21 protein-coding genes and 1 pseudogene are annotated in these 25,733 nt (G+C 70.1%); 11 read left to right on the forward strand and 11 right to left on the reverse strand.

The features are described from left to right. Positions 1–137 precede the first annotated feature (137 nt). Genes ACIHCL_RS28175 through ACIHCL_RS28185 form a run of 3 tightly spaced genes read left to right on the forward strand, consistent with a single transcriptional unit; the run spans position 138 to position 5,696 of the window. Entirely contained in the window at positions 138–1,718 is a 1,581-nt protein-coding gene (locus tag ACIHCL_RS28175) for an FAD-dependent monooxygenase (RefSeq protein WP_399866106.1), read from the forward strand. Continuing rightward, positions 1,715–4,006 (forward strand): acetate--CoA ligase family protein, encoded by a 2,292-nt coding sequence (locus tag ACIHCL_RS28180; protein ID WP_399866108.1) that lies wholly within the window; start codon positions 1,715–1,717, stop codon positions 4,004–4,006. Before ACIHCL_RS28175 ends, ACIHCL_RS28180 begins: the two co-directional genes overlap by 4 nt. Beyond that, positions 3,984–5,696 (forward strand): (2,3-dihydroxybenzoyl)adenylate synthase, encoded by a 1,713-nt coding sequence (locus ACIHCL_RS28185; protein WP_399866109.1) that lies wholly within the window; start codon positions 3,984–3,986, stop codon positions 5,694–5,696. The genes ACIHCL_RS28180 and ACIHCL_RS28185 overlap by 23 nt, the downstream gene beginning before the upstream one ends. Before the next feature lie 105 nt (positions 5,697–5,801). On the opposite strand, the pseudogene ACIHCL_RS28190 reads toward ACIHCL_RS28185, so the two are convergent. The 3 genes and pseudogenes from ACIHCL_RS28190 to ACIHCL_RS28200 form a co-directional block, all read right to left on the reverse strand. Then, positions 5,802–6,413: pseudogene (locus tag ACIHCL_RS28190) on the reverse strand (SDR family NAD(P)-dependent oxidoreductase). After that, the gene (locus tag ACIHCL_RS28195; RefSeq protein ID WP_399866111.1) at positions 6,368–7,546 is read right to left on the reverse strand and encodes a DUF418 domain-containing protein; all 1,179 of its coding nucleotides are present in this window, start codon (positions 7,544–7,546) and stop codon (positions 6,368–6,370) included. The pseudogene ACIHCL_RS28190 and the gene ACIHCL_RS28195 overlap by 46 nt, the downstream one beginning before the upstream one ends. A 753-nt stretch (positions 7,547–8,299) precedes the next feature. After that, on the reverse strand, positions 8,300–8,659 hold the full coding sequence (locus ACIHCL_RS28200; protein ID WP_399866113.1) for a CoA transferase: 360 nt from the start codon (positions 8,657–8,659) through the stop codon (positions 8,300–8,302). Between the two features lie 30 nt (positions 8,660–8,689). Here ACIHCL_RS28200 and ACIHCL_RS28205 point away from each other — a divergent pair, with 30 nt between their 5' ends. After that, on the forward strand, positions 8,690–9,286 hold the full coding sequence (locus tag ACIHCL_RS28205) for an ArsR/SmtB family transcription factor (protein ID WP_399866115.1): 597 nt from the start codon (positions 8,690–8,692) through the stop codon (positions 9,284–9,286). Further along, positions 9,286–10,620: an MFS transporter gene (locus tag ACIHCL_RS28210; protein WP_399866117.1), complete on the forward strand. Its 1,335-nt coding sequence runs from the start codon at positions 9,286–9,288 to the stop codon at positions 10,618–10,620. Before ACIHCL_RS28205 ends, ACIHCL_RS28210 begins: the two co-directional genes overlap by 1 nt. A gap of 118 nt (positions 10,621–10,738) precedes the next feature. Here the strand turns inward: ACIHCL_RS28210 and ACIHCL_RS28215 are convergent, their stop codons facing one another. Beyond that, the gene (locus tag ACIHCL_RS28215; RefSeq protein WP_399866119.1) at positions 10,739–10,975 is read right to left on the reverse strand and encodes a hypothetical protein; all 237 of its coding nucleotides are present in this window, start codon (positions 10,973–10,975) and stop codon (positions 10,739–10,741) included. 501 nt (positions 10,976–11,476) lie between these two features. On the opposite strand from ACIHCL_RS28215, the gene ACIHCL_RS28220 reads away from it, so the two are divergent. The 6 genes from ACIHCL_RS28220 (at position 11,477) to ACIHCL_RS28245 (ending at position 17,910) form a co-directional block, all read left to right on the forward strand. Then, positions 11,477–12,061 carry a GNAT family N-acetyltransferase gene (locus tag ACIHCL_RS28220; protein ID WP_399866122.1) on the forward strand — a complete coding sequence of 195 codons (585 nt, stop codon included), beginning with the start codon at positions 11,477–11,479 and terminating at the stop codon, positions 12,059–12,061. Positions 12,062–12,793: 732 nt separating this feature from the next. After that, entirely contained in the window at positions 12,794–14,569 is a 1,776-nt protein-coding gene (locus tag ACIHCL_RS28225; RefSeq protein WP_399866124.1) for a sodium:solute symporter family protein, read from the forward strand. A 22-nt stretch (positions 14,570–14,591) separates the two neighbouring features. Beyond that, entirely contained in the window at positions 14,592–14,723 is a 132-nt protein-coding gene (locus ACIHCL_RS28230) for a putative transporter small subunit (RefSeq protein WP_399866127.1), read from the forward strand. Positions 14,724–14,944: 221 nt separating this feature from the next. Continuing rightward, entirely contained in the window at positions 14,945–15,493 is a 549-nt protein-coding gene (locus tag ACIHCL_RS28235) for a GNAT family N-acetyltransferase (RefSeq protein ID WP_399866129.1), read from the forward strand. A 426-nt stretch (positions 15,494–15,919) separates the two neighbouring features. Next, complete coding sequence (locus tag ACIHCL_RS28240) at positions 15,920–16,789, forward strand: endonuclease/exonuclease/phosphatase family protein (protein ID WP_399866211.1); 870 nt, start codon at positions 15,920–15,922, stop codon at positions 16,787–16,789. Positions 16,790–17,001: 212 nt separating this feature from the next. Beyond that, positions 17,002–17,910, forward strand: coding sequence for an aldo/keto reductase (locus ACIHCL_RS28245; protein WP_399866130.1), 909 nt, complete (start codon positions 17,002–17,004; stop codon positions 17,908–17,910). A gap of 457 nt (positions 17,911–18,367) precedes the next feature. Here the strand turns inward: ACIHCL_RS28245 and ACIHCL_RS28250 are convergent, their stop codons facing one another. The 7 genes from ACIHCL_RS28250 to ACIHCL_RS28280 form a co-directional block, all read right to left on the reverse strand. Beyond that, a complete protein-coding gene (locus ACIHCL_RS28250) occupies positions 18,368–19,126 on the reverse strand; it encodes a GntR family transcriptional regulator (RefSeq protein WP_399866133.1) in 759 nt (252 codons plus the stop codon). 108 nt (positions 19,127–19,234) lie between these two features. Continuing rightward, the gene (deoC, locus tag ACIHCL_RS28255) at positions 19,235–19,948 is read right to left on the reverse strand and encodes a deoxyribose-phosphate aldolase (RefSeq protein WP_399866136.1); all 714 of its coding nucleotides are present in this window, start codon (positions 19,946–19,948) and stop codon (positions 19,235–19,237) included. A gap of 130 nt (positions 19,949–20,078) precedes the next feature. After that, positions 20,079–20,534: a D-ribose pyranase gene (gene rbsD / locus ACIHCL_RS28260; protein WP_399866138.1), complete on the reverse strand. Its 456-nt coding sequence runs from the start codon at positions 20,532–20,534 to the stop codon at positions 20,079–20,081. A 96-nt stretch (positions 20,535–20,630) separates the two neighbouring features. Continuing rightward, positions 20,631–22,199 (reverse strand): sugar ABC transporter ATP-binding protein, encoded by a 1,569-nt coding sequence (locus ACIHCL_RS28265; protein ID WP_399866140.1) that lies wholly within the window; start codon positions 22,197–22,199, stop codon positions 20,631–20,633. Beyond that, positions 22,199–23,224, reverse strand: coding sequence for a sugar ABC transporter substrate-binding protein (locus ACIHCL_RS28270; RefSeq protein WP_399866142.1), 1,026 nt, complete (start codon positions 23,222–23,224; stop codon positions 22,199–22,201). The genes ACIHCL_RS28265 and ACIHCL_RS28270 overlap by 1 nt, the downstream gene beginning before the upstream one ends. Before the next feature lie 110 nt (positions 23,225–23,334). Next, a complete protein-coding gene (locus ACIHCL_RS28275) occupies positions 23,335–24,372 on the reverse strand; it encodes an ABC transporter permease (RefSeq protein WP_399866144.1) in 1,038 nt (345 codons plus the stop codon). Next, the gene (locus ACIHCL_RS28280; RefSeq protein WP_399866147.1) at positions 24,369–25,286 is read right to left on the reverse strand and encodes a ribokinase; all 918 of its coding nucleotides are present in this window, start codon (positions 25,284–25,286) and stop codon (positions 24,369–24,371) included. Before ACIHCL_RS28280 ends, ACIHCL_RS28275 begins: the two co-directional genes overlap by 4 nt. Positions 25,287–25,733: the final 447 nt, after the last annotated feature.

The raw sequence follows: 25,733 nt of genomic DNA on the forward strand, positions 1-25,733 counted from the left end.
GAGCGAAAGAAACGTGTCACTCTCTAGACGGCCGTCGCTCGGATGTCGTACGTTGTGGCTGCGGCGGCACGGCCTGTGCCGCTCGAACCGACGGGGCGTCCACGCGCCCCGCCCCCGCCGTCTCACCAGGGGAAGCAATGCGTATAGCTGTCGCAGGCGGTGGCCCGGGAGGGCTGTTCTTCGCCACCCTCATCCGCCGGTTGGATCCCTCGATCGAGGTCACCGTCTTCGAGCGCAACCGCGCCGACGACACTTTCGGCTTCGGAGTCGTCTTCTCCGATCGCACCCTGGCCGGTATCCACGAGGCGGATCCAATTCTGCGCGAGGCCCTGGACCGGCACGGCCGGCACTGGGACGACATCGAGGTACGGCTGAAGGGCGAGCGGATCCGCTGCGGCGGCAACGGCATGACCGCGGTGGTCCGGCGGACGCTGCTCACGCTCATGCAGGCCCGCGCCCGGGAGGTCGGAGCCGAGCTGCGCTTCTCCACCGAGGTCGGTCTCGACGACCTGGCCGGCTACGACCTGGTCATCGCGGCGGACGGGACCGGCTCGCGCATCCGCGAACAGCTGACCGACGACCTCGGCGTGCAGGTGGAGACCGCCACGGCCAAGTTCATCTGGTTCGGCACCGACTACCTCTTCGACGGGCTGTCCTTCGTCCACGAGCGAGGCCCGCACGGCGTCTTCGCCGTGCACGGGTACCCGATCTCCGACACGATGTCCACGTTCATCGTCGAGACGGACGAGGCCTCCTGGCGCCGCGCCGGGCTGGACGGGTTCGACACCACCCAGCCGCCCGGTGTGAGCGACATGGTCTCCAAGGAGTACCTGGAGAAGCTGTTCGCCGAGCAGATCGACGGCCTGCAACTGCTGACCAACAACTCCCGCTGGGGCAACTTCCGTACGCGCCGCACCCGCCGCTGGCACACCCTGGCACCGCAGCCGGTGGTGTTCGTCGGAGACGCGGTGCACACCGCGCACTTCTCGGTCGGATCCGGAACGAAGATGGCGATGGAGGACGCGATCGCCCTGGCCCACGTCCTCACCGACCACCCGGGCGACGTCCCGGCCGCACTCGCTGCCTACGAGGAGGCCGCACAGCCGTCGGTCCGCAGGATCCAGGACTCGGCGCGGCCCAGCCTGTCATGGTGGGAGCACTTCGGCCGCTACCACGAAGCCTTCGAGCCCTGGCAGTTCGCGTTCCACTTCCTCACGCGCAGCATCAGTGACGCCCGGCTCGCCCGCCGCGCCCCGGACTTCGTCGACGCCAGCCATCGTGCCTGGAACGCCAAGTACGGTACCGATCCGCTGGCGACACGGTTCGAACAGGACGGCTGGGCGGCACCGGGCCGGTTCGTGGAGGTGACGACGGACGCCGACGGCACACCGACGGCCGTACACGGCACCGAGGAACTGCCCGTCTGCGACTCCCCGGCGCCCGGGCGCTGGGGAGCGCTGCTGGCCGCCCCCGACACCGAGGCCGGGCTGCCCGAGGCCCGCGGCAGACTCGCGCGGTTCGCGGCACTCCCGGATTCCGACCGGCCCGTCCTGGCCGCGGTGTACGGCGGTAATCCGCTGACCCGGACGCTGCTGTGCGAGCAGGCCCGGATGGAGGAGAAGCTTCCGGCCCTGCTGATCGAGCCGGACGCCGACCGCGACCGCGGCGTGACCACCGTCCTGTCCGGTCGCGCCGACCTCGTCGGAGTCCGGGCATGACCGAGACCGTCTCCCCGACCTCCGCGACCGGTCCGGCCCCGGCGACCGGCCGGACCTCCGCGTCCGACCACGCCTCCGCAACCGACCGGGCCTCCGCATCCGCCCGGTCCTCCGCGTCCGTAAGCCCGTTGACGTCGTTGTTCGCACCGCGCGGGATCGCCGTCGTGGGCGCCTCGCGCAATCCGGGCAAGCTCGGTGCCGGGCTGGTCCGCTCGCTGTCCGGTTTCGCCGCCGGGGGCGGCCGTCTGGCACTGGTCAACGGCCGGGACGAGACCATGTACGGATCGGTCCGCGCGGCTGCCGAGGACGGCCCGGTCGACCTCGCCATGCTCTGTGTCCCCGCGCCCGCCTGCCCTGACGTCCTGGCCGCGGCTGCGGCCGCCGGGGTCCGTGCCGCGGTCATCTGCGGCGGCGGATTCGCCGAGGCGGGCGGGCCCGGCATCGAGCACCAGCGGCGGCTCGCCGACATCGTCGCCGAAACGGGCATCCGACTGCTCGGCCCCAACACCAGTGGCTTCATGGCCCCGCACGCCGACGTCACCGCCAGTTTCGTGCCGGGCGCGGCCGAGATCCCCGCGGGCCGTGTGGCGGTGGTCGCGGCCAGCGGCGGGGTCAATCACGCGCTGGCGTTCCTGCTCGCCGAGGCCGGACACGGCGTCAGTCTCGCTGTAGGCCTCGGCAACGGAGTGGACGTCACCGCACCGGACGTCCTGGACCATCTCGCGGACGATCCGCACACCTCGGCCGTCGCGCTGCACATCGAGTCGGTCGCCGACGGACCCCGGCTGGTGGCGAGCGTACGCAGGCTCACGGCCCGTCGGCCGGTGGTGGCCCTGGTGGTCGGCCGGCACGACGTCAGCGCCTTCGCCGCTTCCCACACCGGTGCCCTGGCCACCTCCTGGCGTACCACCCGGGCCGCACTCGCCCAGGCCGGAGCGGTGGTCGTGGACAACGAGCGGGAACTGGTGGACGCGGTCTGTGTACTCGCCGTCACCCGTGCCCGCCCGTCCGCCGACCCGGGCGTGGGCGTGGTCACCGCCCAGGCGGGCCCCGGCCTGCTGCTTCTGGACGACCTGCGCGGCAGGCGGGCGCACGTCCCCGAACTGACCGTCGCGACACAGCAAACACTGGCCGGTCTGCTGCCCCCGCTCACCTTCCAGCGCAACCCGGTGGACACCGGCCGCCCCGGACCGGCGTTCGGCCGTGTCCTCTCCGCCGTCGGCGCCGATCCGGGCGTCGATGTGATCGCCGGATACGTCCTGTACGAGCCCGGTGCCGTCGACCTGGTCGCGGCCGCGCAGGAAGCACAGCTGGGCGACGTCCCCGTGGTGCTCGGCGTCGGCGGCATGGGCGAGCAGGTCATACGCACCCGGCGAGCCCTGGTCGACGCCGGGTTCGCCGTGGCCGCCGACCCGAGCGGCGTTGCCTCGGCGACGGCCGCACTCCTCACCGACGCCCGGGCCCGTAAAGCCCGCGCAGGGGCCTGCGAAGCCGACGCACGGACTCACGAAGCGAACGACCAGGCCCAGGAAGCCGACGCCCGAGCCCACGAACTCACCCGGTCTCGCGCAGCGGACGCCCGAACCCGCGAGGACAGCCGACTCGTCGCCGCCCCGGCTCCCGTCGTCCTCGCCCCCTCCTACGACGAGCACCAGGCGAAGCAGCTCCTCACCCGGCTCGGCATCTCCACACCACCGCGCCGGGTCTGCGAGGACCGGGCATCGGCCCACGCCGCCCGCGCGGAGCTGGGCGGCGGCCCGGTGGCGGTCAAGCTGCTCGACGCGACCGTCCTGCACAAGACGGAGCTCGGCGGCGTCCACCTCGGCATCACGGCCTCGGACGTCCTCGACGCCGCGCTGGACGCGCTGGAGGCGATCGGCGCCCGCCGCTACCTGGTCGAGGCGATGGCACCGCCCGGTGTCGACCTGGTCGTCGGCGCCCGCCGCGACCCCGTCTTCGGTCCCGTCGTCCTGCTCGGGCTCGGCGGGACGACAGCGGAGGCGCTAGCCGATGTCGCGATCCGCCTCGCCCCCCTCTCTCCCGCCGAGGCCGCCGGCATGCCGGACGAACTCGCGGGCCGGACCCTGCTCGCCGGGTGGCGCGGCGGCCCCGTCCTCGACAGGGAGGAGCTGAGCCGGGTTCTCGTCGCCCTCGGCGACCTGCTCGCCGCCCATCCCTCGCTCGACGCCGTCGAGGTGAACCCACTGCGGCTCACCGCGCACGGACTCGTCGCGCTGGACGCCGTGATCATCCGCAAGGAGGCCGATGATGCCCAGCCCCGTCTCTGACCACATCGTTCCCTGGCCGCAGGACGAGGCGGCACGGTACGTCGCCGACGGCTACTGGGCCGGGACACCCCTCGGCCACCTGCTGCGGACGGTCGCGGACCGCGTCCCGGACGATCCCGCCCTGATCGACGCAGTGGCGCACGCCGGCACCGGTGTACGGCTGACCCACGCGGAACTCGCCGCACGGGCCGACGCGGCAGCGGTACGCCTGCTGGACCTCGGCATCCGTAAGGGCGACCGGATCATCGTCCAGCTGGCCAACGGCTGGGAGTTCGTCGTCCTCGTCCTGGCCTGTCTGCGGGCGGGCATCGTTCCCGTCATGGCGCTGCCCGCGCACCGGCGCAGCGAGCTGGGCTACCTGGCCGTGCACGCGGAGGCCGTCGCCATCGCGGTGCCCGACGTCATGCGGGACTTCGATCACCAGGCTCTCGCCCATGAACTGGCCGGGGAGGTCCGGGCGGCCACCGGAGCCGAGTGGCATGTACTCGTCGCGGGGGACGACCTCGCGCCGGGCAGCGTCGACCTGCGCGCGCTGTGCGCCGCGCCGACGGACGCCGAGGCCGACCGGGAACGCCGGGCCCGGCTGGACGCCGACCCGCCCGGCAGCCGCGACGTGGCGGTGTTCCTGCTCTCCGGTGGTACGACCGGCCTGCCCAAGCTCATCGCCCGCACCCATGACGACTACGCCTACAACGCCCGCGTCGCCGCGCGGTTCGCAGAGGTGGACGACACCACCGCGTATCTCGTCAACATTCCGGCCGGCCACAACTTCGCACTGGCGTGCCCCGGCCTTCTCGGTACGTTGCTGGTCGGCGGACGTGTCGTCACCCTGCCCTCGCCGGAACCGGTGCGGGCCTTCGCCACCATCGCCGCCGAGGGTGTCACCCACACGGCGGTCGTCCCGGCGGTCGCGGGCCGCTGGCTCGAGTACGCCGCCGAGCAGGGCGCGGAGCAGCTGGCGAGCCTGCGTGTGCTCCAGGTGGGCGGCGCGCGGCTGGCCGACGAACTGGCCCGCAGGATCCGGCCGGTGCTCGGTGTGGCACTGCAGCAGGTCTTCGGCATGGCGGAGGGCCTGCTCAACGTCACCCGCCTCGACGATCCCGAGGACGTCGTGTGCACCACGCAGGGCCGCCCGGTGTGCCCCCTCGACGAGGTACGGCTCGTCGACGACCTCGATCGCGACGTCCCCGACGGCGAACCCGGCCTGCTGCTCACCCGGGGCCCGTACACCCCACGCGGCTACTACCGGGCCGCCGAGCAGAACGCCCGCGCTTTCACGCCCGACGGCTGGTACCGCTCCGGCGACATCTGCCGGCGCACGAAGGAGGGCAACCTCGTCGTCGAGGGTCGCGACAAGGACATGATCAACCGTGGCGGTGAGAAGATCTCCGCCGAGGAGGTCGAGAACGTCGTCTACCAGCTCCCGGCGGTCAGCCAGGTCGCGGCGGTGGCCATGCCTGATCCCGTCCTCGGCGAGCGGGTGTGCCTCTACGTCGTGCTGCGCCCGGGCGCCGCGCTCACGCTGGAGGAGGTCCGCGCCTCGATGGAACGGGTCGGCGTGGCCGGGTTCAAGCTGCCCGAGCGTCTGGTGATCGTGGAGGAGCTGCTGTCCACCAAGGTCGGCAAGATAGACAAGAAGGCCCTGCGGGTCGACATCGCGAGCCGCCTCGCCGCCGAACCGGCCGGGTGACCGTCGGCGGGTCAGCGGGCACGGCCGGAAGCGCGGCGCCCCGGACGGCCCATGGACCGCGAGGTGCCGCGCCCGGCGCAGCGTGACTTTCGGTGCGCGGGCCCCTCAGTGCGCCACCTGGCCGCCGTCCACCGGGTAGATCGCGCCGGTGGTGAAGGAGGACTGGCCGGAGCAGAGGAAGAGAACCGTCGCGGCGATCTCCTCGGGCTCGGCCGCCCGGCCCGTCGCGGGTCCGGCCAGGACGATGCCCTGCATCTCGGGGTCGTCCATCTACCTCTTGGTCATCGGTGTCGCGGTGAGGCCGGGGGCCACCGCGTTGATCCGGACGCCGGCGGAGGCGTACTCGATGGCAGCCGCCCTGGTCAGCCCGACCACGCCGTGCCTGGCCGCGACGTAGGGCGCCATGCCCGGGTCGGCGATCAGTCCGGCGACGGAGGCGATGTTGACGCCCGCCCTGCCGATGCCGGTGGCTCCCCGGTCACGAGTGCGCTCTTGCCACGGAAGCCGAACGGATTCACCTCTTCCATGCCCCGCATCGGCTCGACGCGGGGACCAGGTATGTCCTGGCCGGCATCGTCGCTGTGGACGCGCAGCGCGTGGGGCACCGCAGCGGTCGGCGTCAGGGCGTTGACCGCCGGGGCGTCGGTGTGACGGTCCGGCCGGTTCTGCGCTCAGCGGATGTGCCGGGCCAGGCCCGTCGCCTTGGTCATCAGCCATTCCAGTGGTCCGCGCTGGTGGAAGCGCGACCAGACGGTCGCGAACACCATGGTGGCCGCGATGAAGCCAAGCAGGACATGCAGGGGTGACCCAGGCAGCTCCTCGATGCCCAGGACCCGGATGCCGACGAGGTGGAAGACGTACGCGGTCAGCGACATGGAACCGACTGCGATGACCGGCCGGGCCAGGGACCGGAGCCGCGGGAGGGCGTCCGTCGCCGCCAGACACGCGGCCACGACCATGATCGCCACACCCGTGTTGCCCAGGATCGACAGGGTGGTCTCACTGTGCGGGGAGGCAGCCAGCAGCCAGGCGGGGGTGTCGCCGGACGGAGAACCCGCGATGTCGGACCACCATGCGCTCGTCCCACCCGTGCCGATGGCGTTGGCGGCGCCGGGAACGACGTGCAGCGCCAGCCAGGAGCCTCCGTAGCCGGCGATCATGAGGGCGGCACCCGTGAGGGCCAGGCGTATGCGGACAGCGGTGGCGGCCAGGTCCAGGCGGGCCACGGCCATGCCGGCGATCACGAACGGGATCCAGGCCAGGGCCGGGTAGGAGCCGGTGAAGAGCAGCGAGACGATGCCGTCGGGCTCACCGGGTGAGCGGACGCCACTGCTGCCGATCGCCTGCTGCACCACGTAGAGCACCTGGGGCAGGACGAGGGCCGTTCCCACGGCGATCGCCGCCAGGGGGCCGGTGCCGAGCCGGTACAGCGGCAGTGCGAGTAGGAAGTACAGGCCGTAGAAGGCGAGGATCACGTCGACCGGGATGCCGCTCATGGTCAGCGCAGTGCCCAGGGCCAGAAGGATCACGGCCCGGATCACCACCTTGGCCGCTGCCTGGCGCCCGGCCCGCCCCGTCTTCGGCGTCACGCGCCCGGTGATGAGGACAACCGCGAAGCCCGCCAGGAAGGCGAAGAGAGCGGAGGACCTGCCGTGGGCCAGCTCCATCAGGAAGCCGATCACACCGCCCTGGTCAGGGTCGGGCCCCACATGAGCCGCGTACATGCCGAATACCGCGAGTCCGCGGGCCAGGTCCAGCCCGATCAGTCGGCCCGCCGGTGGCTTTCCGCTGTCGCGCGCGCGGACCGGGGCGTCTATCACAGGAGCTGCGACGTCTGAGTGCTGTGTCATGCCTTCCAGGTTTGAGAGTGGATTGATCGCCAGGTATCCGGCAGATGTCCGGGCTGTCCCCACCATCCGGCGGAGGCCCACCTGCCGGGTGACTGGAGCCACTGCTCGCGGAGCCGCCCCGGTCATCCGGGGCTTTGGCCTCGGCGCAGCAGGCATGGACAGCCATCGGCGCGTGACTCCGAATGTACAGCCGATGGCCGCGAAAGATGATGAGGCGGAACACATGTGATCCGGCTCTCGGTGGGGGTCGGCCGGGATGCGGCCCAAAGGGGTGACCCCTCCCCCGATACGTCCTGGGGGAGGAGTCACCCCTCCTTCAGCCGGAGCACGACTTCTTCCACGGCCTCGAAGTGTCAGCCCGATCGCCTTGACCACGGCTCATTTTCCGGCCACTTCGACTGCCGCCACGGAGGTGGTGTCGTCGCTCAGAGTGGCCGCGCCGCAAAACCTGAACCAGAACCCTTTGAAGTGAACGAAGCCAGGCGGGAGTGGCGGTTGTGCGGGACCCCCCGGCAGGACCGGCGCTCGGCGGAGATGCTCATCGCCGCCCAGCGCCGGGCACCGCGCGCCGCGATGGCCTACGAGCTGGTGCACGAGTTCGCCGACTACGGGGTGGTACGGATCCAGGACCGCCCCGCGGGTCGACATCGAGCCGATGCGCAACCCGTAGGCCCATCGGCGCCTCCGCTTCGGCGGCCGTCTGCCCGCCGCGCCCGCCCTCGCCCGTCCGGGCCGGCCTTCGCGCGCTGGGTCTCACCTCGTGAGCGGCGGCGGTTCGGTGGCTTTGCGGACGTCGTCCTCGGTGACACCAGGGGCCGTCTCCACCAGGCGAAGGCCGTCCGGCGTGACGTCGATCACGGCCGGGTCGGTGATGATGCGCTGCACCACGCCTCTGCCGGTGCAGGGAAGCGAGCATTCGTTGACGACCTTGCATGAACCGTCCCTGGCCAAGTGCTCCATCAGTACGATCACCCGCTTGGCGCCGGGCAGAGCTGATGGAGCAGCCGAGGTGCCCGGCTGCTCCGTCGCAGGCGGAGTGTCGGTGGCGGGTTCAGTCGGACCGGCCGGGCGAGGCGACTCTGCAAAGCACTCTTCGCAAGGAACTCTTTGCAAAGAGTATTTTGTGGTCTACCGTGCATGGGCATGGCAGAGATTCCCGCGGAGAAGTCCGTCGTCCTGGATGCCAAGGGCCTACGCGCCCTGGCTCACCCCGTGCGTGTGCAGCTACTTGGTCTGCTGCGGCTCCACGGACCAGCCACTGCCACTCAGTTGGCTGACCGTCTGGGCCTGAACTCCGGGGCGACCAGTTACCACCTGCGCCAACTCGCTGCGGCCGGCTTCGTGGCCGAGGATGCCGAGAGGGGGAACGCGCGGGAGCGGTGGTGGCGTTCGGTGCACCAGTTGACCCGCTTCAACTCCGAAGACCTCGCAGAGCGGGAGCCTGAGGCGGCGTTGGCGTATCTGCAGTCGGTACACAACGCGTACACCTTGCGCACCCAGCAGGCGCTCAACGGTCTACAGACGCTGCCACGGCCGTGGCGGGAGGCATTCAACATGAGCGACACCACCCTGCGGCTCACTCCCGCGGAGGCCCGGGAGATGCAGGAGGGGATCTGGTCCGTGATCGACCGGTACCGGCGGGCTTCGGGCGGCGAGGAGCCCGAGGGCGCCGAGCGGGTCTGGGTGAACATCCAGGTGCTGCCGGATGTCGACATCGCTGAGCAGGGGGCGGAGAGCTGATGCCGTCCGAGGGGACACGTGCAACCGGTCTGGCGCGGTTGCGGCCACTCGCCGGGGTTCTCACGGCGCTGGTGGTGGCGCAGAGCGGCACCAGGATCTCGGCCATCGCCATTCCGTGGTTCGTGCTGGTCACGACCGGCAGCGCCACGCAGACCGGTCTGGTCGCGTTCTGCGAGATGGGCCCCTACGTGGCGATCAAAGCCTTCACCGGGCCGCTGGTCGACCGGATCGGGCCGCGCCGGATCTCCTGGGTTGCGGATGTGGTCAGCTCGGTTGCCGCCTTGTTGATCCCTCTGCTTCACGCCGGAGGCCTGCTGTCCTTCGGTGCGCTGTTGGTGCTGGTCGCGGTGATCGGCGCCGTCCGCAGCCCTGGGGATCTGGCCAAGGATGTCATGATCCCGGAGGCGGCGGAGCGCAGCCGGGTGCCGTTGGAGCGGGCGACCGGGCTGGGAGGCGTGGTCGAGCGGTTGTCCGGGACCGTGGGGCCCGCCGCCGGGGGCGCGCTGGTGGGGCTGGTCGGCCCGATGGCTGGATTGGGAGTCAACGCGGCCTGCTTCGCGCTGGGTTCGCTGATCGTCGCCGTGGCGTTGCCACGCGGTATGGGACAACTGCACGGGCGCCCTGCGGAGAAAGCAGGGGGCGAAGGCGATAGGGAAGGCGGTTACTGGCACAGCTTCCGACAGGGCTTCGCGTTCCTGCGTGGGGAGCCGCTGCTGCTGGCCCTCTGCGCGATGATCGGCGTTACGAATCTGCTGGATGCCGCATATGTAGCGGTGTTCGTGCCTGTGTGGGCCAAGGAGTCCGGCCACGGACCTGCCGCGATCGGACTGGTGTGGGCGGCGTTCAGCATCACGGCGATGGTCGGCAGCCTCGTTGCCGCAACAGTGGCGCACCGGTTGCGGCGTCGACCGGTGTTCTTCCTCGGCTGGCTCGTCACGGGGGCGCCGCGGTTCCTCATCCTCGTGTCGGGGGCGCCGCTGTGGGTCGTGGCGGTGGTCATGGGCGTCAGCGGTCTCGGGGGCGGCTTCATCAACCCGATCATCGGCGCGGTCATGTATGAGCGGATCCCGACGGAGATGGTGGGCAGGGTCCGAGGTATCGGGCAGGCCCTCACCTGGGCCGGGATTCCGCTGGGCGGGCTGCTCGGCGGCGCCGCCGTCGCGGCCATCGGCCTCGCGCCGGTACTGGTGGCTAGCGGCGTCGTGTACTTCCTCACGACCAACCTCGCGGGTCTGCGCCCGGAATGGCATGAGATGGACCGACACCGCGGCAAAGGACGAGCCGGGCCGCCCCATCCAGCCACCCCGGCAGACGCCGCCCAATCGGCCTCGTAGGAGCCGTTGTTCCGGTCACCTGCTGATGGCGGGAGGCGCTGCTGAGGAATGGCGGGCTCATCCACCGTCATCGCGAGCTCCACGCCGGCGAAGAGTCGCGCGGGGAGCCTGAGCCTCATCAGGCGATGTCCTCCGGGGGAGGTCGGGGCGCAGGCGGTGCCATGAGGGCCGGGGTACCGATCAGGATGCCGGTGGCCATGATGTCGTGCCGTTCGTCGCTGCACTCGGTGATGCCGAAGTCGACGACCGTCGCTTTCCAGCCGGGCCTGACGATGACGTCGGACGGCTTGACGTCCCAATGGGTCAGGCCCGCCTCGTGCGCGACGTCCAAGGTGTCGACAACACAGCCCGCCACGTACAAGGCGTTCGGCAGGGGCGGCCTCCCGGCGAGGAATGGTGCAGGCTCGCTTCTCTCCTGGGGCAACGGCCTCGGTGACCAGGCGGGTGGGTCTTGTCGTGGTAACCGAGGGCCTTGGCGATATCGGGGCGGGGCTTGGAGGACTCTGCTGGGGCACCCAGGGCAGGCCGACGGGGCGACGTCGGCCGGCGAAGGGCCGCGGGCGATCCGGTGGACTTGCCGTTATCCGGCACCTGTCGGGGAATCGGGGACGCCATCGTCGATCGCTGCGCTGATTCCACCGGCTGAGGCGCCGTACTGAGGTGCTGCGGCGGGGTGGCAGGCGGGGCATTGGGCCATGCGGGCGTGTTCTTCGCCGGTCAGGCGCATCAGGGCCTGGATCGTGAGCCGGAGAGTGTCTCTTCCGTGCTGGGCATATGCGTACTCCGCGTCAGGTATGCGTGGTGACCTGTGTCGTGGCGGACGTATCGATCCAATGAAGCGGGGACTATGGATCTCATGAACGCATTGCCCACGCTGTCTGCCGCTGAGATCACCACTGATCGTCTCCGGTTGCGAAAAGCGCACGACGCTGACATCGACGGTCTCATCGAGCTCCAGACCGATCCACAGGTCCGTGCCCACCTCGGCGGCCCGCGGCCCCGCAGCGTCGTCGAGCAGTACTTCGTCGCAAACGGCATCAGCGCTATCGCAGGCGAGCCGGGTACCTACGTCATCGCCGACAAGGAAACCGACCGGTTCATCGGGACACTCGTACTCGACCGCCGCGCCGCCGACCGTCCCGGGCACGTCACCACGGAAGGCGGGGAGTTGGAGCTGAGCTACCTGCTCCGGCGTGGAACCTGGGGTGCGGGGCTGGCATTCGAGGCCGCCACGGCCGTATTGCGTGCCGCTGCCGGCGAGCTGCCCGATCAGCTGGTCCTGGTGGTGACCCAGACGGCCAACGAGCGTTCCCTCAAGCTCGCCACCCGTCTCGGCTTCCAGCGCATGGGCACCTTCGAGGAGCATGACGCGGAGCAAACCCTCGCCGTAGCCCACCTGCACTCGTTCAAGGCCCGGTCTCCTCTCTCTGCCCCACGCTGAAGGCAGGCAGCCGTTCCGTCCTACGACGCGAGGCAGGGGCACGTTCGTCCGCTGCCGCCATGACCGCCCCCGCACAGAAGCAGCGGGGCTCGGCCAGGCGGATTTCTCCCTCGTCGTCCTCCATCCATCAGCTCGGTGCGGACCGCATCCGCGACCGTCGCAGGGGCCAGGCAGAAGTTCGGGGCGTCCGGAACGCCGTACGCCGAACCGACTGCGTGACCCATGTCTGTCGCCACGAAGCCCGGGAAGATACTGCTGACTCATACTCCGTGGCCGGCGTTCGCAGACCTCGGCCGGGGTGCCTGCCGAGCATGAGCGCTCCCGGTGCACCCCACACGGAAACGAATCATGTACTCGAAGAGAGCAACGTCGCCGTTGCACGTCGCAGTTGTGATCTGTGAAGAAGGGGCTGCAAACGGGCAATGCGGGCACGGTCGGCCGAGGGATGCGGCTACGGGGTTGACAGACGTCATCCGTCAGCCCCGCAAATCACGGGGCGTCATCTCCAATAGCGTCAAGATCGGTTGACAGCCATAGTGGCGTAAAAAATGTTAGGATGCCGAAGATTTGCGGACTCAAAGAGTCTGCCTTTTTGTGAACGCCCCCGGCTCCAGTGTCATCGACGCCACTGCTCCGGGGAGCCGGAGCCATTTCCCCGCCGCCCGCAGTGCGCGGGACAGGTCCGCAGGTCCCCGGTCGGTGCGCCGGGCGCCGCGGCTGATGCCGGGCTCCATGAGTCGTAAGGAGGTGGCGCGATTGCACGGGGTGGAAACAGCCCAGTTCGGCGCCGTGGTGATCATTGGTCTGCTGGTCCTCTTCTACGGAGGGACCTTCCTCATTTCGACCCGCATCGGCAAGAAGGACGAGAACGCCGATGCGTACATGACCGGTGGCAACAACATCGGTTTCGGAATCTCCGCCGCCAGCATGACGGCGACCTGGATCTGGGCGGCCTCGATGTACGCATCCGCGACATCGGGCTACACCTATGGCATATCGGGCCCCATCCACTACGGGCTCTGGGGCGCCCTGATGATCCTCTTCATCTACCCCTTCGGCAAGCGCATCCGCTCCGTCGCCCCGAAGGCGCACACGCTGGCCGAGGTCATGTACGCGCGGCACGGCCGCTCCAGCCAGCTGATGCTCGCCGGCTCCAACGTCGTCGGCAGCCTCATCAGCCTGATGTCGAACTTCATCGCCGGCGGTGTGCTGATCTCGCTGCTGTCGCCGTTCAACTTCACCCAGGGTGTCTTCGCCGTGGCCGCGGGCGTGCTGCTCTACACCCTGTGGTCCGGTTTCCGCGCTTCCGTGCTGACCGACTTCATCCAGGTCGTCGCGATGCTCGGTGCGGTGGCCGTGATCGTTCCGGTCATCTTCTTCGCGGCCGGCTTCCCGGCGGCGTTCGAGACCGGCGCGGACAATCTGACCCCGCAGCAGGGCGACTTCTTCTCCAGCCACGCGTTCATGAACCAGGGCGCCCCCTACATCGCCGCGGTGCTGGCCTACGCCATCGGCAACCAGACCATCGCGCAGCGGCTCTTCGCGGTGAAGCAGAGCCTGATCAAGCCGACCTTCGTCACCGCGACCATCGGCTACGGCGCCATGGTGATCGGCGTCGGCATGCTCGGGGTGCTCGCCCTCTACATCGGCTTCGAGCCGACCGGCGGCGACCTGAACAACCTCATCCCCGAGATGGCCGCCACCTACCTGTCGCCCGTGCTGCTGGCGGTGTTCTTCATCATGATCGTCGGCGCGCTGTCCTCCACCGCGGACGCCGACCTCTGTGCCCTCTCCTCGATCGCGATGACCGACATCTACGGCCAGGCGGTGGCCGGCAGGGAAAAGGCCAACCCCAGGACGATGCTGCTGATCGGACGCATCACGATGGTGCTGGCGACCGCGGCGGCCGTGGCCTTCGCCAGCCTCCGTCTGAACATCCTCGATCTACTGGTGTTCGTCGGCGCGTTGTGGGGCGCCCTCGTCTTCCCGGTGCTGGCCAGCTTCTACTGGGAGAAGGTCACCAGCAAGGCGTTCACCACCTCGGCGCTCGCGGCGCTCGCGGTGTTCCTGCCGGTCCGCTTCAGCTGGATCCCCACGGACGGCGTCTTCGGCATCGTCGTGGACGTACTGGCGGTCATCGGCATCGGTGTCGTCCTCGGCTTGATGGTGTTCGGCTTCCTGGGCGCCAAACCGGCGAAGATCGTCGGTGTGCTGGCCGCAGTGGTGTCCGCGCCGTTCGCCATCGGGTCCCTGCACGAGTACGCGACGCTGTGCGGCTCCCTGGTGGCCTACTCCGTGAGTACCGTCATCTGCTGGGCGATGTCCGTGGGCAACACCGAACGCTTCGACTTCGCCGTCATCGCCCAGCGCACCGGTGACTTCGACGACGATTCCGCGCAGGCGTCCGCCGTCACCGATGAGGCCGACGGGGTCGACGGCGGGGTCGGTGTCCCGCGACCGGCGGGGGGCATCCGCGACGAACCCGAGCCCGTCGCGAACAGCAAGTGAAACAGAACGGATAGGAGGTCCAGTGACCACCCTCGCTCTGAGCGTGTACGTCTTGATATGGCCCGTCATCGTGGCCATCGTCCTGTGCGTGATCAGCCGCAGCTTCTTCCGTGAGTGGGCCGAGGCCCGCCGCAACGGACAGCGCATGATCTGATCCCGGTGGCTGCGGGCCGGCCGCACGGTCGGCCCGGCTGCCGTTCGCTTCGGACGGAAGAGGCCCCTCTCCGCGGTCCTTGGATTCAAGGGGTCGTCCCGCGAAGAGGGGCCTTTTGTGCCGCGGCGTGTCGGGGCAGCGGTGGCCGGTGCGGTGGTGGCCCTTGTTCGTGAGTTGTGAGAGCACGTGCTGCTCGGCGAGCGTGCGATAGGTTCCCCGCCATGACTGAACTGGGGTCCGTCGCCTGGCCACCTGCCCCGATCAGGACCGAGCGGCTCGTGCTCCGCGAGCCCGAGTCCCGGGACCGTGCGGCGTTCATCGAGCTGTTCACCTCGCCGGAGGTGAACACTTATCTGGGCGGCCCTCGACCACGTGATGAGTGCGAGCGCGCGTTGCCCGAGACGCCCGAGAGGCGCCCCGGCCGTTTCGTGATCGAGCCCGACGGAGCGATGATCGGCACCATCGAGGTCAACCGGCGCGACGCGGAGCGTCGGAGTCATGTCCGTCCGGATGCCGGGGAGGCCGAACTCGGCTACCTGCTCCTGCCGGCGGCATGGGGACACGGGTACGCCGCCGAGGCGTGCGCGGCGGCGCTCGGCTGGTTCGCCGGCGCGCTTCCCGGCGAGCCGGTGGTGCTCTGCACTCAGACCGCCAACGTCCGCTCGATGCGTCTCGCGGCGAAGCTGGGCTTCACCGAGGTGCAACGGTACGAGGCGTGGGGCGCGGAACAGTGGATGGGCGTGTGGTCCCCGGTCACGCCGCCCGTTTGAGCTCGCGCCCGGAAGGGCCGGTGTGCCGGCCGTCGGCCTTCTTCGTCCTCGACGGCGTCCGGGTCCCGGAAGGGGCGCAGGCCCTGGCCGGGACCGCCGGCCCGGCCGAGGCGTCGTGCACGCCGTCTGCTGGGCTGCGCGGAAAGCCGTGCCTGGTCTCATCGGCTGGTGCTCGCCGCCGCCGACGTGGTGCCGGTACCGCGGGAGCGGGGCTGTCGAAACTGATTCGCCTCGTGCCCCGTCTTGAACACCAAGGTCGAGCAGATGGGACGCGCGGTGGAGCAGAAGACAGCAGTGGCCCGGTGGGCGCGATGCCGATCCGGGCCGTGGCCCGCGGGTGGGAGTACGCAGCGGGATCCACGGTGCCGGTCGGCCTGGAGACGGGGGCGGGTGCCCACCGTGTTCGCGGTGCTGACGGCCGGGCTCATGGCCTTCCACCGGGCGGTGCCCAACTCCGTGGGGCACCTGGGCAGTCTGTTGGAAGCATTCCTTCCGTGGCTCGGCCTGGTGGTCGTGATGCTGCTCCTCCTGGCCCTGCTGCGCCGTTCAGCGACCGCGCTGACGGCACTGCTGCTGCCGGCGGCGGCCTGGACGCACCTCTTCGGAGGGCTGCTCCTGCCCGGGGCGGTTCCTGGGCCGCGCGACCTGGTCGTGGTGCAGCACAACGTGAGCGACGAGAACACCGAACCGGCGGGCACGGCGCGTGCCCTGGCCGACGCCGGGCCCGATCTCATCGGGTTGGAGGAGCTGGTGCCCCCGGCGCTGGCGGTGTACGCGCAGACCCTCGCCCCGGACTACCCCTACCACGCGGTCCGGGGCACCGTCGGACTCTGGTCGAAGCATCCGCTGACCGGTGCCCGGCTGGTCGACATCAAACCCCGCGGGGTCGGGGAGACATGGAGTCGCGGGCTGCGGGCCGTGGTTCACACCCCGCACGGCGATGTCGCGGCGTACGTCGCGCACCTGCCATCGATCCGCGTCCGGGCGAGTGGTCTTGCATCCTCCCGGAGGGACGAGAGCGCCGGCCTGCTGGGCAAGGCCATCGCCGCCGAGAAGCTGAAAACGGTCCTTCTGCTCGGCGATCTCAACGGCACCGTCGAAGACCGTGGGCTGGCCCCGCTGACCTCACGGATGAACACGGCGGAGCGAGGCTTCGCCTTCAGCTTCCCCGCCGCCTTCCCCATGGCGCGTATCGACCAGGTCATGGCCCGCTCAGCGGCTGTCCGCCAGATCCGCACCTTGCCGCCCACCGGCAGCGACCACCTGCCGGTCACCGCTCGGATCGCACTGGGCTGAAGAAGTGATCGCCCTGCCCTGCTAAAATGCTGGTCATCACGTGAGCCTTCTCGGTGCGGATTCCGATCCACCGGGGAGGCTTTTTTCATGCCCGGGGCCCGCTTGCCTCGACACCGGTGGGCTCGCTTCGAGGTCCTCGCCCTGCCGAGGGGCCCGAACGCGCCGCGCCCCAGCCATCGGTTCTTTGTTGCCCTCAAGAGGAGATCCATGTCATGAGCCCACGGACGAACACCGCGCCTGCCGCAGGTACTTGGCAACTTGGTGACCAGACCGTCAACCGCGTCGGGTTCGGCGCGATGCGCCTGACGGGTACCGCGCCCTTCGACCGCGGCGTGCCGCGTGACCGCGATCGGTCGATCGGCGTGCTCCGGCGGGCGATCGAGCTCGGTGTGAACCACATCGACACCGCCGCGTTCTACTTCTCGGCGACGCGCTCCGCCAACGAGCTGATCAACCGGGCGCTGGCGCCGTATCCGGAGGATCTGGTCATCACCACCAAGGTCTGGCCGGGCCGCGATCCCTCGGGCGCGTGGTGGTGGGCCACGCCGGCGCAGTTGCGCGGCCAGGTCGAGGAGAACCTGCGCCAACTCGGCCGCGATCACCTGGACGTGGTGAACCTGCGCGTGCCACCGAGCCGGCGGACCGGCTCGATCGGCGAGCACTTCGGCGCGTTGGCCGAACTGCGCGATGCCGGGCTCATCCGCCACCTCGGCATCTCCAACGTCACGTCCGAGCAACTGGCCGAGGCCCGTGCCATCGCCCCGGTCGTCTGTGTGCAGAACCCCTATGGGATCGGTGCGTCGAGCGAGGACCGGGCACTGCTGCGGCTCTGCGGTGAACTCGGCCTCGCCTTCGTCCCGTTCTTCGCGATCGCCGGTCCCGGGCGCGAGGCGGGTCCGGCTGCCAACGACCGCGAGGCGGTGTGCGCCGTCGCCCGCGCGCACGGTGTGTCCGTCGCGCAGGTCCGGCTGGCCTGGACCTTGCAGCAGGGGCCACACGTGCTGGCGATCCCGGGGACCGGTGATCCGGACCACCTCGCGCAGAACGTGGCGTCCGGCGCGCTGCGGCTCTCGGAGGACGAGATGGCACGCCTCACCTCTCTGCAGCCGGCCGGAGTCTGAGGGCTCTCCCGTCATCCGCGGTGGACCGGCGCGCGGCGTCGGATGCGGTGCGTCGCACGACGGAGGGACGTCCGCATACCGGATGTATGCGGATGTTCCGACAAGGTGGCGAGGTGCCGTAGGCGGCGTCGTGCACCCGCCGGGTACTACGGGGCAGCCCTCAGCGGGGCCACTGCCGGCCGGAATCCGTTCCACCGGCCACCACGCGCACGGAAAGGGTCCGGCGGCGCCCTACTGGCGGACCCTCCGAGTGGGACCGGCGGCGAATCCGACAGGACTCGGTGAGAAAGGGACGGGATCACGTGAGGAGGGCCATACGTCCACGAAGACGCCCCCATGCCCGTGATCCCGAACCTGATCTCTCACGAACGGGGCCCTCGACAAGCTGTCCTGGACGACTGCCCGTGCCGACGAGCTCCTGAGACCCGCGCTCGCGCGTGCTGCTGGATCGCGGCGCTCATCTGCGCAGCAGCAACGAGGTGACTCGCAGTCGGCCGCTGTGGATCCAAACGTCCGAGTACTCCACCGGCCGGTCGTCGGCCAGATAGGTGACCTGCTGGAGGTACTGCACCGGGGCGCCCTCGCTCAGTTCGAGGGCGGTGGCGACGTCGGTGGTGGCGGCCTCGGCGCTGAAGGTACGGCGGGCCGTGGCGATCTTCAGTCCGTAGGTGCCCTCCAGGACGCTGAAGAGGCTGGAGGACGTGAAGTCCATCTTCTCGATTCCGGGCGCGAGGTCGGTGCGTACGAAGTTGAAGAGCAGCGCGACCGGCCCCTGTTCGGTTCTGCGGACTCGCACCAGGCGCAATACTCGGGTACCGGGGGCGACGTCCAGGAGAGCGGCGACGGGCTGGTGCGGGACGATCAGCGAGCTCTCCCGCACCGAGGTGGTGGTGACGACGCCCTGGCTGGCGAAGTCCTCGGACAGGGTGCTCAGCTTCTGGGCGATGGCGGGTTCGATCGTCGTCGAGGTGACGAAGGTGCCGCGTCCCCGTACCTGCCGCAGCAGGCCCTCCTCGATGAGCGTGGTCAGGGCGCGCCGCAGGGTGCCGCGGCTGACGCCGAATTCCTGAGCCAGTTCCGGCTCGCTCTTGAGGCGGTAGTGCGCTGGCCACTCGCCGCTGGCGATACGCAGTCGGATGTGTTCCGAGATCTGGACGTGGATCGCCGTGGGAACATCCCGCTTGATGCCCGGGAGTCCCCCTTTGTCGGCCGTCACAGTGGTCGCATCTCCTTCTCCGGTTTGACCGGAGGACGGGCGTCGCTCCGGACGTGGGAGCCGTACCCCGGCCGCGGTGGGCGGCCGGGGTACGGCGGTGGTGGCTGGTCAGTAGCTGACGGTCGTCTCGTCACCAGTGTCGGTGATGATCGCCAGGCCGGCGCTGGTCCCGAGCAGGGAGGCGCCCGCGCGCAGGAGTTCAAGACCCTGCTGATAGGTCTTGATCGAACCGGACGCCTTCACCCGGACGCCCTCCCGTGCCCGGTCAACAAGGTAACGAACGCTGGTCGTATTCGCAGTCTCGATCTGTCCGCTGCTGGCGTTCTTCAGGAAGACGGCGCCCGCCTCCATGGCGAGTTCGACGGCGGCCTCCTTCTCGTCGTCGGTGAGCAGCGGCAGTTCCAGCATGACCTTGACGGGCAGGCCCGAGGCCCGGACGACGCCCGCGATGTCCTCGCGGAAGTCGTCGTAGCGTCCGCTCTTGAGCCAGCCGACCTGGGCGCCCATGTCGAGCTGGGTCGCACCGAGCCGGGCGATCTCGGCGGCCTCGGCGGCCTTTCCGGCGCTGGTCATGACACCGACGGTCGGGAAGTCCAGCGCGGAGGCGACCTCCACACCGGTGCCGCTCAGTTCGGCGACCACGACGGGCAGCCAGGAGGCGGGCACCATCGCGGCGTTGAAGCCGTGGGTGACGGCCTCCCGGGCGTGGGCGATCATCTGGTCGCGCGTCGCATCCGAATCGATCTTGGTGTGCTGGATGTAGGGCGCCAGCTCGGCCGGGGTGAGGGTGAGTTCGGTGGCGAGGGCAGTGGTTTCGGACATGGGGTGATCTCCCTGGGGTCGAAAGCAACAAGGGGCCCGGCGGATCGGCCGCCGGATGTTCTTCATGGGGCCGCTGCGGGATGCGGAATGACGGGGGCCGTCACGGCTCCGGCGGGCGGGCCGGGGCGGCTCAGAGCTTGGACGCGTACTGCTCCGGTACGACGACGCCTTCTCCGCCGAACCACCGGGGGGCGTCCACACCGCAGTACAGGCCGATGTTGCCCCAGGGCTCGAAGGCTCCGGTGCGTACGACGGCCTTGGCCTGCCGGGCGAGGTCATGGAGCACCTCCGCGTGCGGGCGGGTGGTGAACTCGGCATCGGCGAAGTGTTCGTGCAGCCAGGTGTCGAGGCGGGGATTGTGGGTGGGGACGTCCTCGGCCCGGACCACGCCCTCGACGACGATTTCGTCGGCGATCAGGCCGAGCACCGTCCGCAGGTCGGGCAGGTTCTCGGCCAGGGCGAGGTCGATGCGGTGCGCGTCGCGCGGCACGGGGAAGCCCGCGTCCACGACGAGCAGCAGGTCGGTGTGGCCGAGCGTGGCCAGGACCCCGCTCAGCTCGGCGTTGAGGATGCCGGAGCGTTTCATGGTGTTTTCCTTTCAGCTGGGGCGGTCGTGACCCGGTGGCCGTTCGGACCTCGGGGGCCGGTGGGGCCCGGGTGCGGGGCTCATGGTCGGCCGGTCTCAGGCCGCGGCCGGCACCGCTCCGGTGGCGAGGGTCATGACGGACTCCTCGGTGGCCTCGGCGGTGTCGACGACGGCCACCAGGCGGCCCTGGCTCATCACCGCGATCCGGTCGGTCAGGGTGAGCAGTTCGGGCAGATCGGAGGAGGAGCAGAGGATCGCCAGGCCCTTTTCCGCGAGCGCGGACAACTGCGCGTAGATCTCGGCCTTCGCGCCGATGTCCACGCCGCGCGTGGGCTCGTCGAGGATCAGTACCCCGGGGTTGATCGCCAGCCAGCGTCCCAGCACGGCCTTCTGCTGGTTTCCGCCGGACAGGCTGGTGATGGGCTGGCTCATGGTCGCCGTCTTCACCCTCAGCCGCTGCGCCTGCTCGGTCGCGGCCGAGTCGAAGGTGCGGCGGCGGATGAGGCCGAGTCGGCTGAACGTCCTCGTGGTGAGCGCGCCGATGTTGTCGCCAACGCTCATCGTGGTCAGCAGGCCCTGGGCACGGCGCTCGCCGGGGACGAATGCCAGCCGACGTTCGACACTGGCGATGGGGTTGCGCCGTTCGTAGGGCTTGCCCAGCAATTCCACGGTGCCGCCGGTGCCGGGGTCCCCGCCGAAGAGGTTGTGCAGCAGCTCCACCCGGCCGGAATCGGGCAGTCCGGCCACGCCGAGGATCTCGCCAGGGCGCAGGTCGAAGGTGACACCGCTGTGTCGCCTGCCGCTCAGTTCCCTTACCTTCAGGGCGGGTTCGGCGGCCGGTTCGGCCGCGCGTCCCGCGCGGCGGGTGAACTGGCCCAGCTCGCGGCCGACCATCGCGGCGACCGCCTGGTCGGAGGTGGTCTCCGCGCTGCGCCAGGAGGCGACGTGGGCGCCGTCGCGCAGCACCTGGATGTGGTCGGCCAGGCGGAAGACCTCGGGCATGCGATGCGAGACGTAGAGCATGGTCGTCCCGCCCGTCTTGAGCTTGTCCATCAGGGTGAACAGCCGGTCGGCCTCCGCGGGGGTAAGCATCGCCGTCGGTTCGTCCAGGATCAGCACGCGGCAGCCCCGGGCGATGGAGCGGGCCACTACGATGAGCTGCTGGGTGGCCAGGTCCAGGGTGCGTACGGAGGCGTTGGGGTCGAGGCGGAGGTCCAGTTCCGCGAGGAGTTCGGTGGTGCGCTCCAGCATCCGGCGCCGCGAGGGGAACCAGCGGTTGCCCGGCTCGACGCCGCTGAGCACGTTCTCCGCCACGGTGCGGTCGGGCAGCAGCGACAGTTCCTGGGGGACGATCGCGACTCCGTGCCGGCCGAGCATCGCGCTCGGCTCGAAGGAGGTGACCTCTTCGCCGAAGACGGTGACGCTGCCCTCGCTGGGAGGCTGGAGGCCCGCCAGGATCTTCAGCAGGGTCGACTTGCCGGCTCCGTTCTCCCCCAGCAGTGCGGTGATCTCGCCCGCGGGGACGTCGAAGGAGACATCGCGCAGGGCTCGGACCGGACCGAAGTTGCGGGAGAGGCCGCGGACGCGGATGGCTTGGCCGGCGGCGCCCAGGTTCTCTGGACGGGCCGGGTCGCCCGTGGAGGCGTCTCGGGGTGCGGCGGTCATCAGTCCTCCACCGTCGCGCCGTCGAGGTTGTCGCGGGTGATGAACTGCGCACCGGTGTCCACGCCGGTGATCTTGGTGCCCTTGGTGAGGAAGTCGTGCAGCACCTTCACCGCCTGGTAGCCCTGCTCGGACGGGTTCTGGCTGATGGTGAAGTCCAGGACGCCGCGCTTCACGTACTCGGCCGTCTGGGTGAGCAGGTCGAAGCCGCCCATCGTGATGTCGTCCGCCTGGCCGGCCTGGGCCACCCACTTGGCGGCGGCCGTGGTCGAGCAGCAGTCCAGACCGGCGACGGCGATCACGTCGGACTGGCCGGACATGGTGGACTCGACGGTGTTGTAGGCGGTGCTGGGTTCATTGCCGACGTTCACCGGGCCGACGATGTTCAGGCCGCTTCCGTCGAGGCCCTCCTTGAAGCCGTTGAAGCGGTCGTGCGACCAGCCGGCGCCGGTGTCGACGGAGAAGACCACCACGGACTTGCCCTTGACGTTCTTGTTCAGGTTCTTGCGGAGCTCTTCGGCCTGGGCCTTGCCGGAGCCCTTCAGGTCCTGGCCGACGAAGCCCATCTGCTGGGAGTCGGGGTTGTCGGTGTTGAAGGAGATGATCGGGATGCCGGCCTTGTAGGCCTGGCTGATGACCGGCTTGAGCGCGTCACTGGAGGCCGAGGAGACGGCGAGTCCGTCCACGGCCTTCTGCTGGATGAGCGTCTGGATCTCGGAGACCTGCTTGGCGGCGTCACCGCCGGTGGGACCGATGAGGGAGACCTCGGCCCCGAACTCCTTGCCGGCCTTCTTCATGCCGGAGCTGATCGGCGTGGCGAAGGCGAGGGACGGGTCGTGGTAGCTCAGCTTGATGCGCATCGGCTTGTCGCCGTCGATCCGCTGCTGGATGTACGGGGCAAGCTTGAAGGAGCCGTCGTCGGAGCCGGTGGCGTCGCCGGCGGTGACGGCGCCGCACGCGGTGAGGGTGAGGGCCGCGGCGACGGCCGTCGTGGCGCTGAGCGATCTGAGGAGGGTACGCGGGAACATCGTGACTCCTTCATCGTGTCCGTGGGGCGGGAGGAAGTGGAGGGGCTGGGCGGTGGTGCGGCGGGGGGTGAGCGGCTCGCGGGGCGGCGGACGCCGGCCGGGGACGGCGCTCAGGCTCGGCTCTTGCGCTTTCGCTGCCAGGTATCGGCCGCGACGGCGGCGACGATGACGAGACCGGTGACGACGGTCTGCCAGAAGGACGAGATGCCCTTGATGTTGAGGATGTTCTGGAGCAGGCCGATGAAGGCGACGCCGATGACGGTGCCCCACATGGTGCCCGAGCCTCCGAAGAGCGCGGCGCCACCGATGATGACGGCGGAGATGACGGTGAGTTCCAGTCCCTGGCCCGTCACGCCCTGCACGTAGGAGAGGAAGGACAGGCCGAGGACGCCGGCGAGGCCCGCGGTGAAGCCGGAGAGGACGAAGGCGGTGAGCTTGACCCGCTTGACGTCGACGCCGACGAGCCGGGCGGCCTCCTGGTTGCCACCGACCGCGTAGGTGTTGAAGCCGAAGCGCGAACGCGCCAGCAGAACCACGCCGATGGCCGCGACGGCGGCGAAGAAGACGAACTGCATGGGCACCAGGCCGAACAGCCGCCCCTGGCCGAGGAGGTTGAACTCCGCGACGCCGGGCTGGGAGGAACTCAGCGAGATCGGGGCGCCGTCGGAGATGAGCAGGGCGATGCCGCGGAAGACGCTGAGCGTGCCCAGGGTGACGATGAAGGACGGTACGCCCAGCATCACCACTGCCAGCCCGTTGAAGAGCCCGGCCAGGGCTCCCACGGCCAGTCCGACGAGCATGGCCGAGGGCCAGTTCCAGCCGTCCGCGATGAGCATTCCGGTGGAGATCGCGGACAGGGCGTAGGTGGAGCCGACCGAGAGGTCGATCTCGCCGTTGAGGATGACGAAGGTCGCCCCGACGGCCATGATCCCGATCTGCGCGATCTGCTGGCCCACCGAGAGCAGGTTGTCGGACTGGGCGAAGGTCGGCGAGAGCACGGTGCCCAGCAGGAAGAGCAGGACGAGCGCGGCGAACACGCCGGCCTCACGCGCGTGCAGCAGCCTGCGCAGCGCGGGCGGGAACTGCCGGGCGGACTCGTCGGGCGATGGCGCCGCGGTGGCCGGCGGCTTGGAGGTTGTCGAGGTCACGAGGCGTTTCCAATCAGGGCATTCAGCTGGGCTCTGGTGGGGAGGGCGGGTACGACGCCCGCGATCGACACGGTGTGGGAGCCTGCGACGGCGGCGAACTCCACGGCCTGCTCGACGGGTTGCCCCTCGGACAGGGCGACGGCGAATGCGGCGGTGAAGGAGTCGCCGGCGCCCGTGGTGTCGACGACGGTCCGGGCCGGGTGAGGCGGCACGTGGGTGACGCCGGAGGCCTGGGCGACCACTGCACCCTCACCGCCCCGGGTGATGACGACGATGCCCCTGGTGCGCTCGTGCAGCGCGCGGGCCAGCTCCTCGTCGCCGAGCCCGTGCCCCTCGTCGAGGCCGAGGAGGACAGGTGCCTCCGTCTGGTTGGGCGTGAGTACGTCGATGAGCGGCCAGCACTCCTCGGGGAGCGAGCGGGCGGGAGCCGGGTTGAGCAGGGTCCGCGTGCCGGTCTCGCGGCCGACGCGGAGCGCGGCGACCACGGCTTCCTCGGGGATCTCCATCGAGACGACCAGGATGTCGGCGGAGGCGATCTCGGAGCGGAAGGATTCGACGGCGGCTGCGTCCAGTTCGTCCAGTGCGCCCGGGGCGATGGCGATGCGGTTCTCGCCGGACGGTTCGACCAGGATGAACCCGACCATGGTGGGTGCGCCGGCGGTCAGCACATGCTCGGCCCCGACTCCCTCACGCCGCCACAACTCCCGTGCGGAGTTGCCGAATTCATCGTCGCCTACGGCGGTGAGCAGGGAGACCTCGGCACCCAGCCGGGCGACGCCGATGGCCTGGTTGCTGCCCTTGCCGCCGGCGCCCGGATCGAACAGGCCACCCGAGACGGTCTCGCCCGCTGCGGGGGCCTTGGGGACCCGCATGGTGAGGCCGGCTCCGTAACTTCCGACGACCGCGATCTTCATCGACCCACCAATTTGTATATGGACAACCATGGACAAGCGCGATCGTAGGTATAGGGATGTCCATAGTCAATGGTCGGGCAGAAGCGGAAAGTCGGACATCACCGCCGACTGCCCCGACCGCCCCGACTGCAACAAGGCAGCCCTGCTCCTGCCGGGGCCCTCGGTCGCGCCGCATTGCTGGACCCATGCACGACGAGAGTGACGGCGACACCGGAGGGTCGGATCTCCCCGGTCGGCTTCACGGCGGCCTCCAACTCGGGCCGTTCTCGGCGCGGGTGGAGAACTTCCCCGAGGCGACCCGGGCGCCCCCGGCTTCGGCGAGGGAGTCCAGCTGCACGCCCATGGACTGCCGCGCGGTCGAGGCGCGGGCGCACCCGAGACAGACGCGGCCGGCCGGCTCGGTGCCGGTGCTCGCGGGGCGGGGTGGCTCACTACCGCCTTCCCGCG

Source organism: Streptomyces sp. NPDC052042 (assembly GCF_044548345.1).
Taxonomy (GTDB): domain Bacteria; phylum Actinomycetota; class Actinomycetes; order Streptomycetales; family Streptomycetaceae; genus Streptomyces.

Coding starts and splice junctions, on each gene's coding strand:
- ACIHCL_RS28240 (WP_399866211.1), top strand. CDS start 15,920: ATGGCCTTCCACCGGGCGGTGCCCAACTCCGTGGGGCACCTGGGCAGT.
- ACIHCL_RS28225 (WP_399866124.1), top strand. CDS start 12,794: ATGAGTCGTAAGGAGGTGGCGCGATTGCACGGGGTGGAAACAGCCCAG.
- deoC (WP_399866136.1), bottom strand. CDS start 19,948: ATGTCCGAAACCACTGCCCTCGCCACCGAACTCACCCTCACCCCGGCC.
- ACIHCL_RS28175 (WP_399866106.1), top strand. CDS start 138: ATGCGTATAGCTGTCGCAGGCGGTGGCCCGGGAGGGCTGTTCTTCGCC.
- ACIHCL_RS28235 (WP_399866129.1), top strand. CDS start 14,945: ATGACTGAACTGGGGTCCGTCGCCTGGCCACCTGCCCCGATCAGGACC.
- ACIHCL_RS28210 (WP_399866117.1), top strand. CDS start 9,286: ATGCCGTCCGAGGGGACACGTGCAACCGGTCTGGCGCGGTTGCGGCCA.
- ACIHCL_RS28205 (WP_399866115.1), top strand. CDS start 8,690: ATGGCAGAGATTCCCGCGGAGAAGTCCGTCGTCCTGGATGCCAAGGGC.
- ACIHCL_RS28280 (WP_399866147.1), bottom strand. CDS start 25,286: ATGAAGATCGCGGTCGTCGGAAGTTACGGAGCCGGCCTCACCATGCGG.
- ACIHCL_RS28195 (WP_399866111.1), bottom strand. CDS start 7,546: ATGACACAGCACTCAGACGTCGCAGCTCCTGTGATAGACGCCCCGGTC.
- ACIHCL_RS28270 (WP_399866142.1), bottom strand. CDS start 23,224: ATGTTCCCGCGTACCCTCCTCAGATCGCTCAGCGCCACGACGGCCGTC.
- ACIHCL_RS28180 (WP_399866108.1), top strand. CDS start 1,715: ATGACCGAGACCGTCTCCCCGACCTCCGCGACCGGTCCGGCCCCGGCG.
- rbsD (WP_399866138.1), bottom strand. CDS start 20,534: ATGAAACGCTCCGGCATCCTCAACGCCGAGCTGAGCGGGGTCCTGGCC.
- ACIHCL_RS28185 (WP_399866109.1), top strand. CDS start 3,984: ATGATGCCCAGCCCCGTCTCTGACCACATCGTTCCCTGGCCGCAGGAC.
- ACIHCL_RS28245 (WP_399866130.1), top strand. CDS start 17,002: ATGAGCCCACGGACGAACACCGCGCCTGCCGCAGGTACTTGGCAACTT.
- ACIHCL_RS28220 (WP_399866122.1), top strand. CDS start 11,477: ATGAACGCATTGCCCACGCTGTCTGCCGCTGAGATCACCACTGATCGT.
- ACIHCL_RS28265 (WP_399866140.1), bottom strand. CDS start 22,199: ATGACCGCCGCACCCCGAGACGCCTCCACGGGCGACCCGGCCCGTCCA.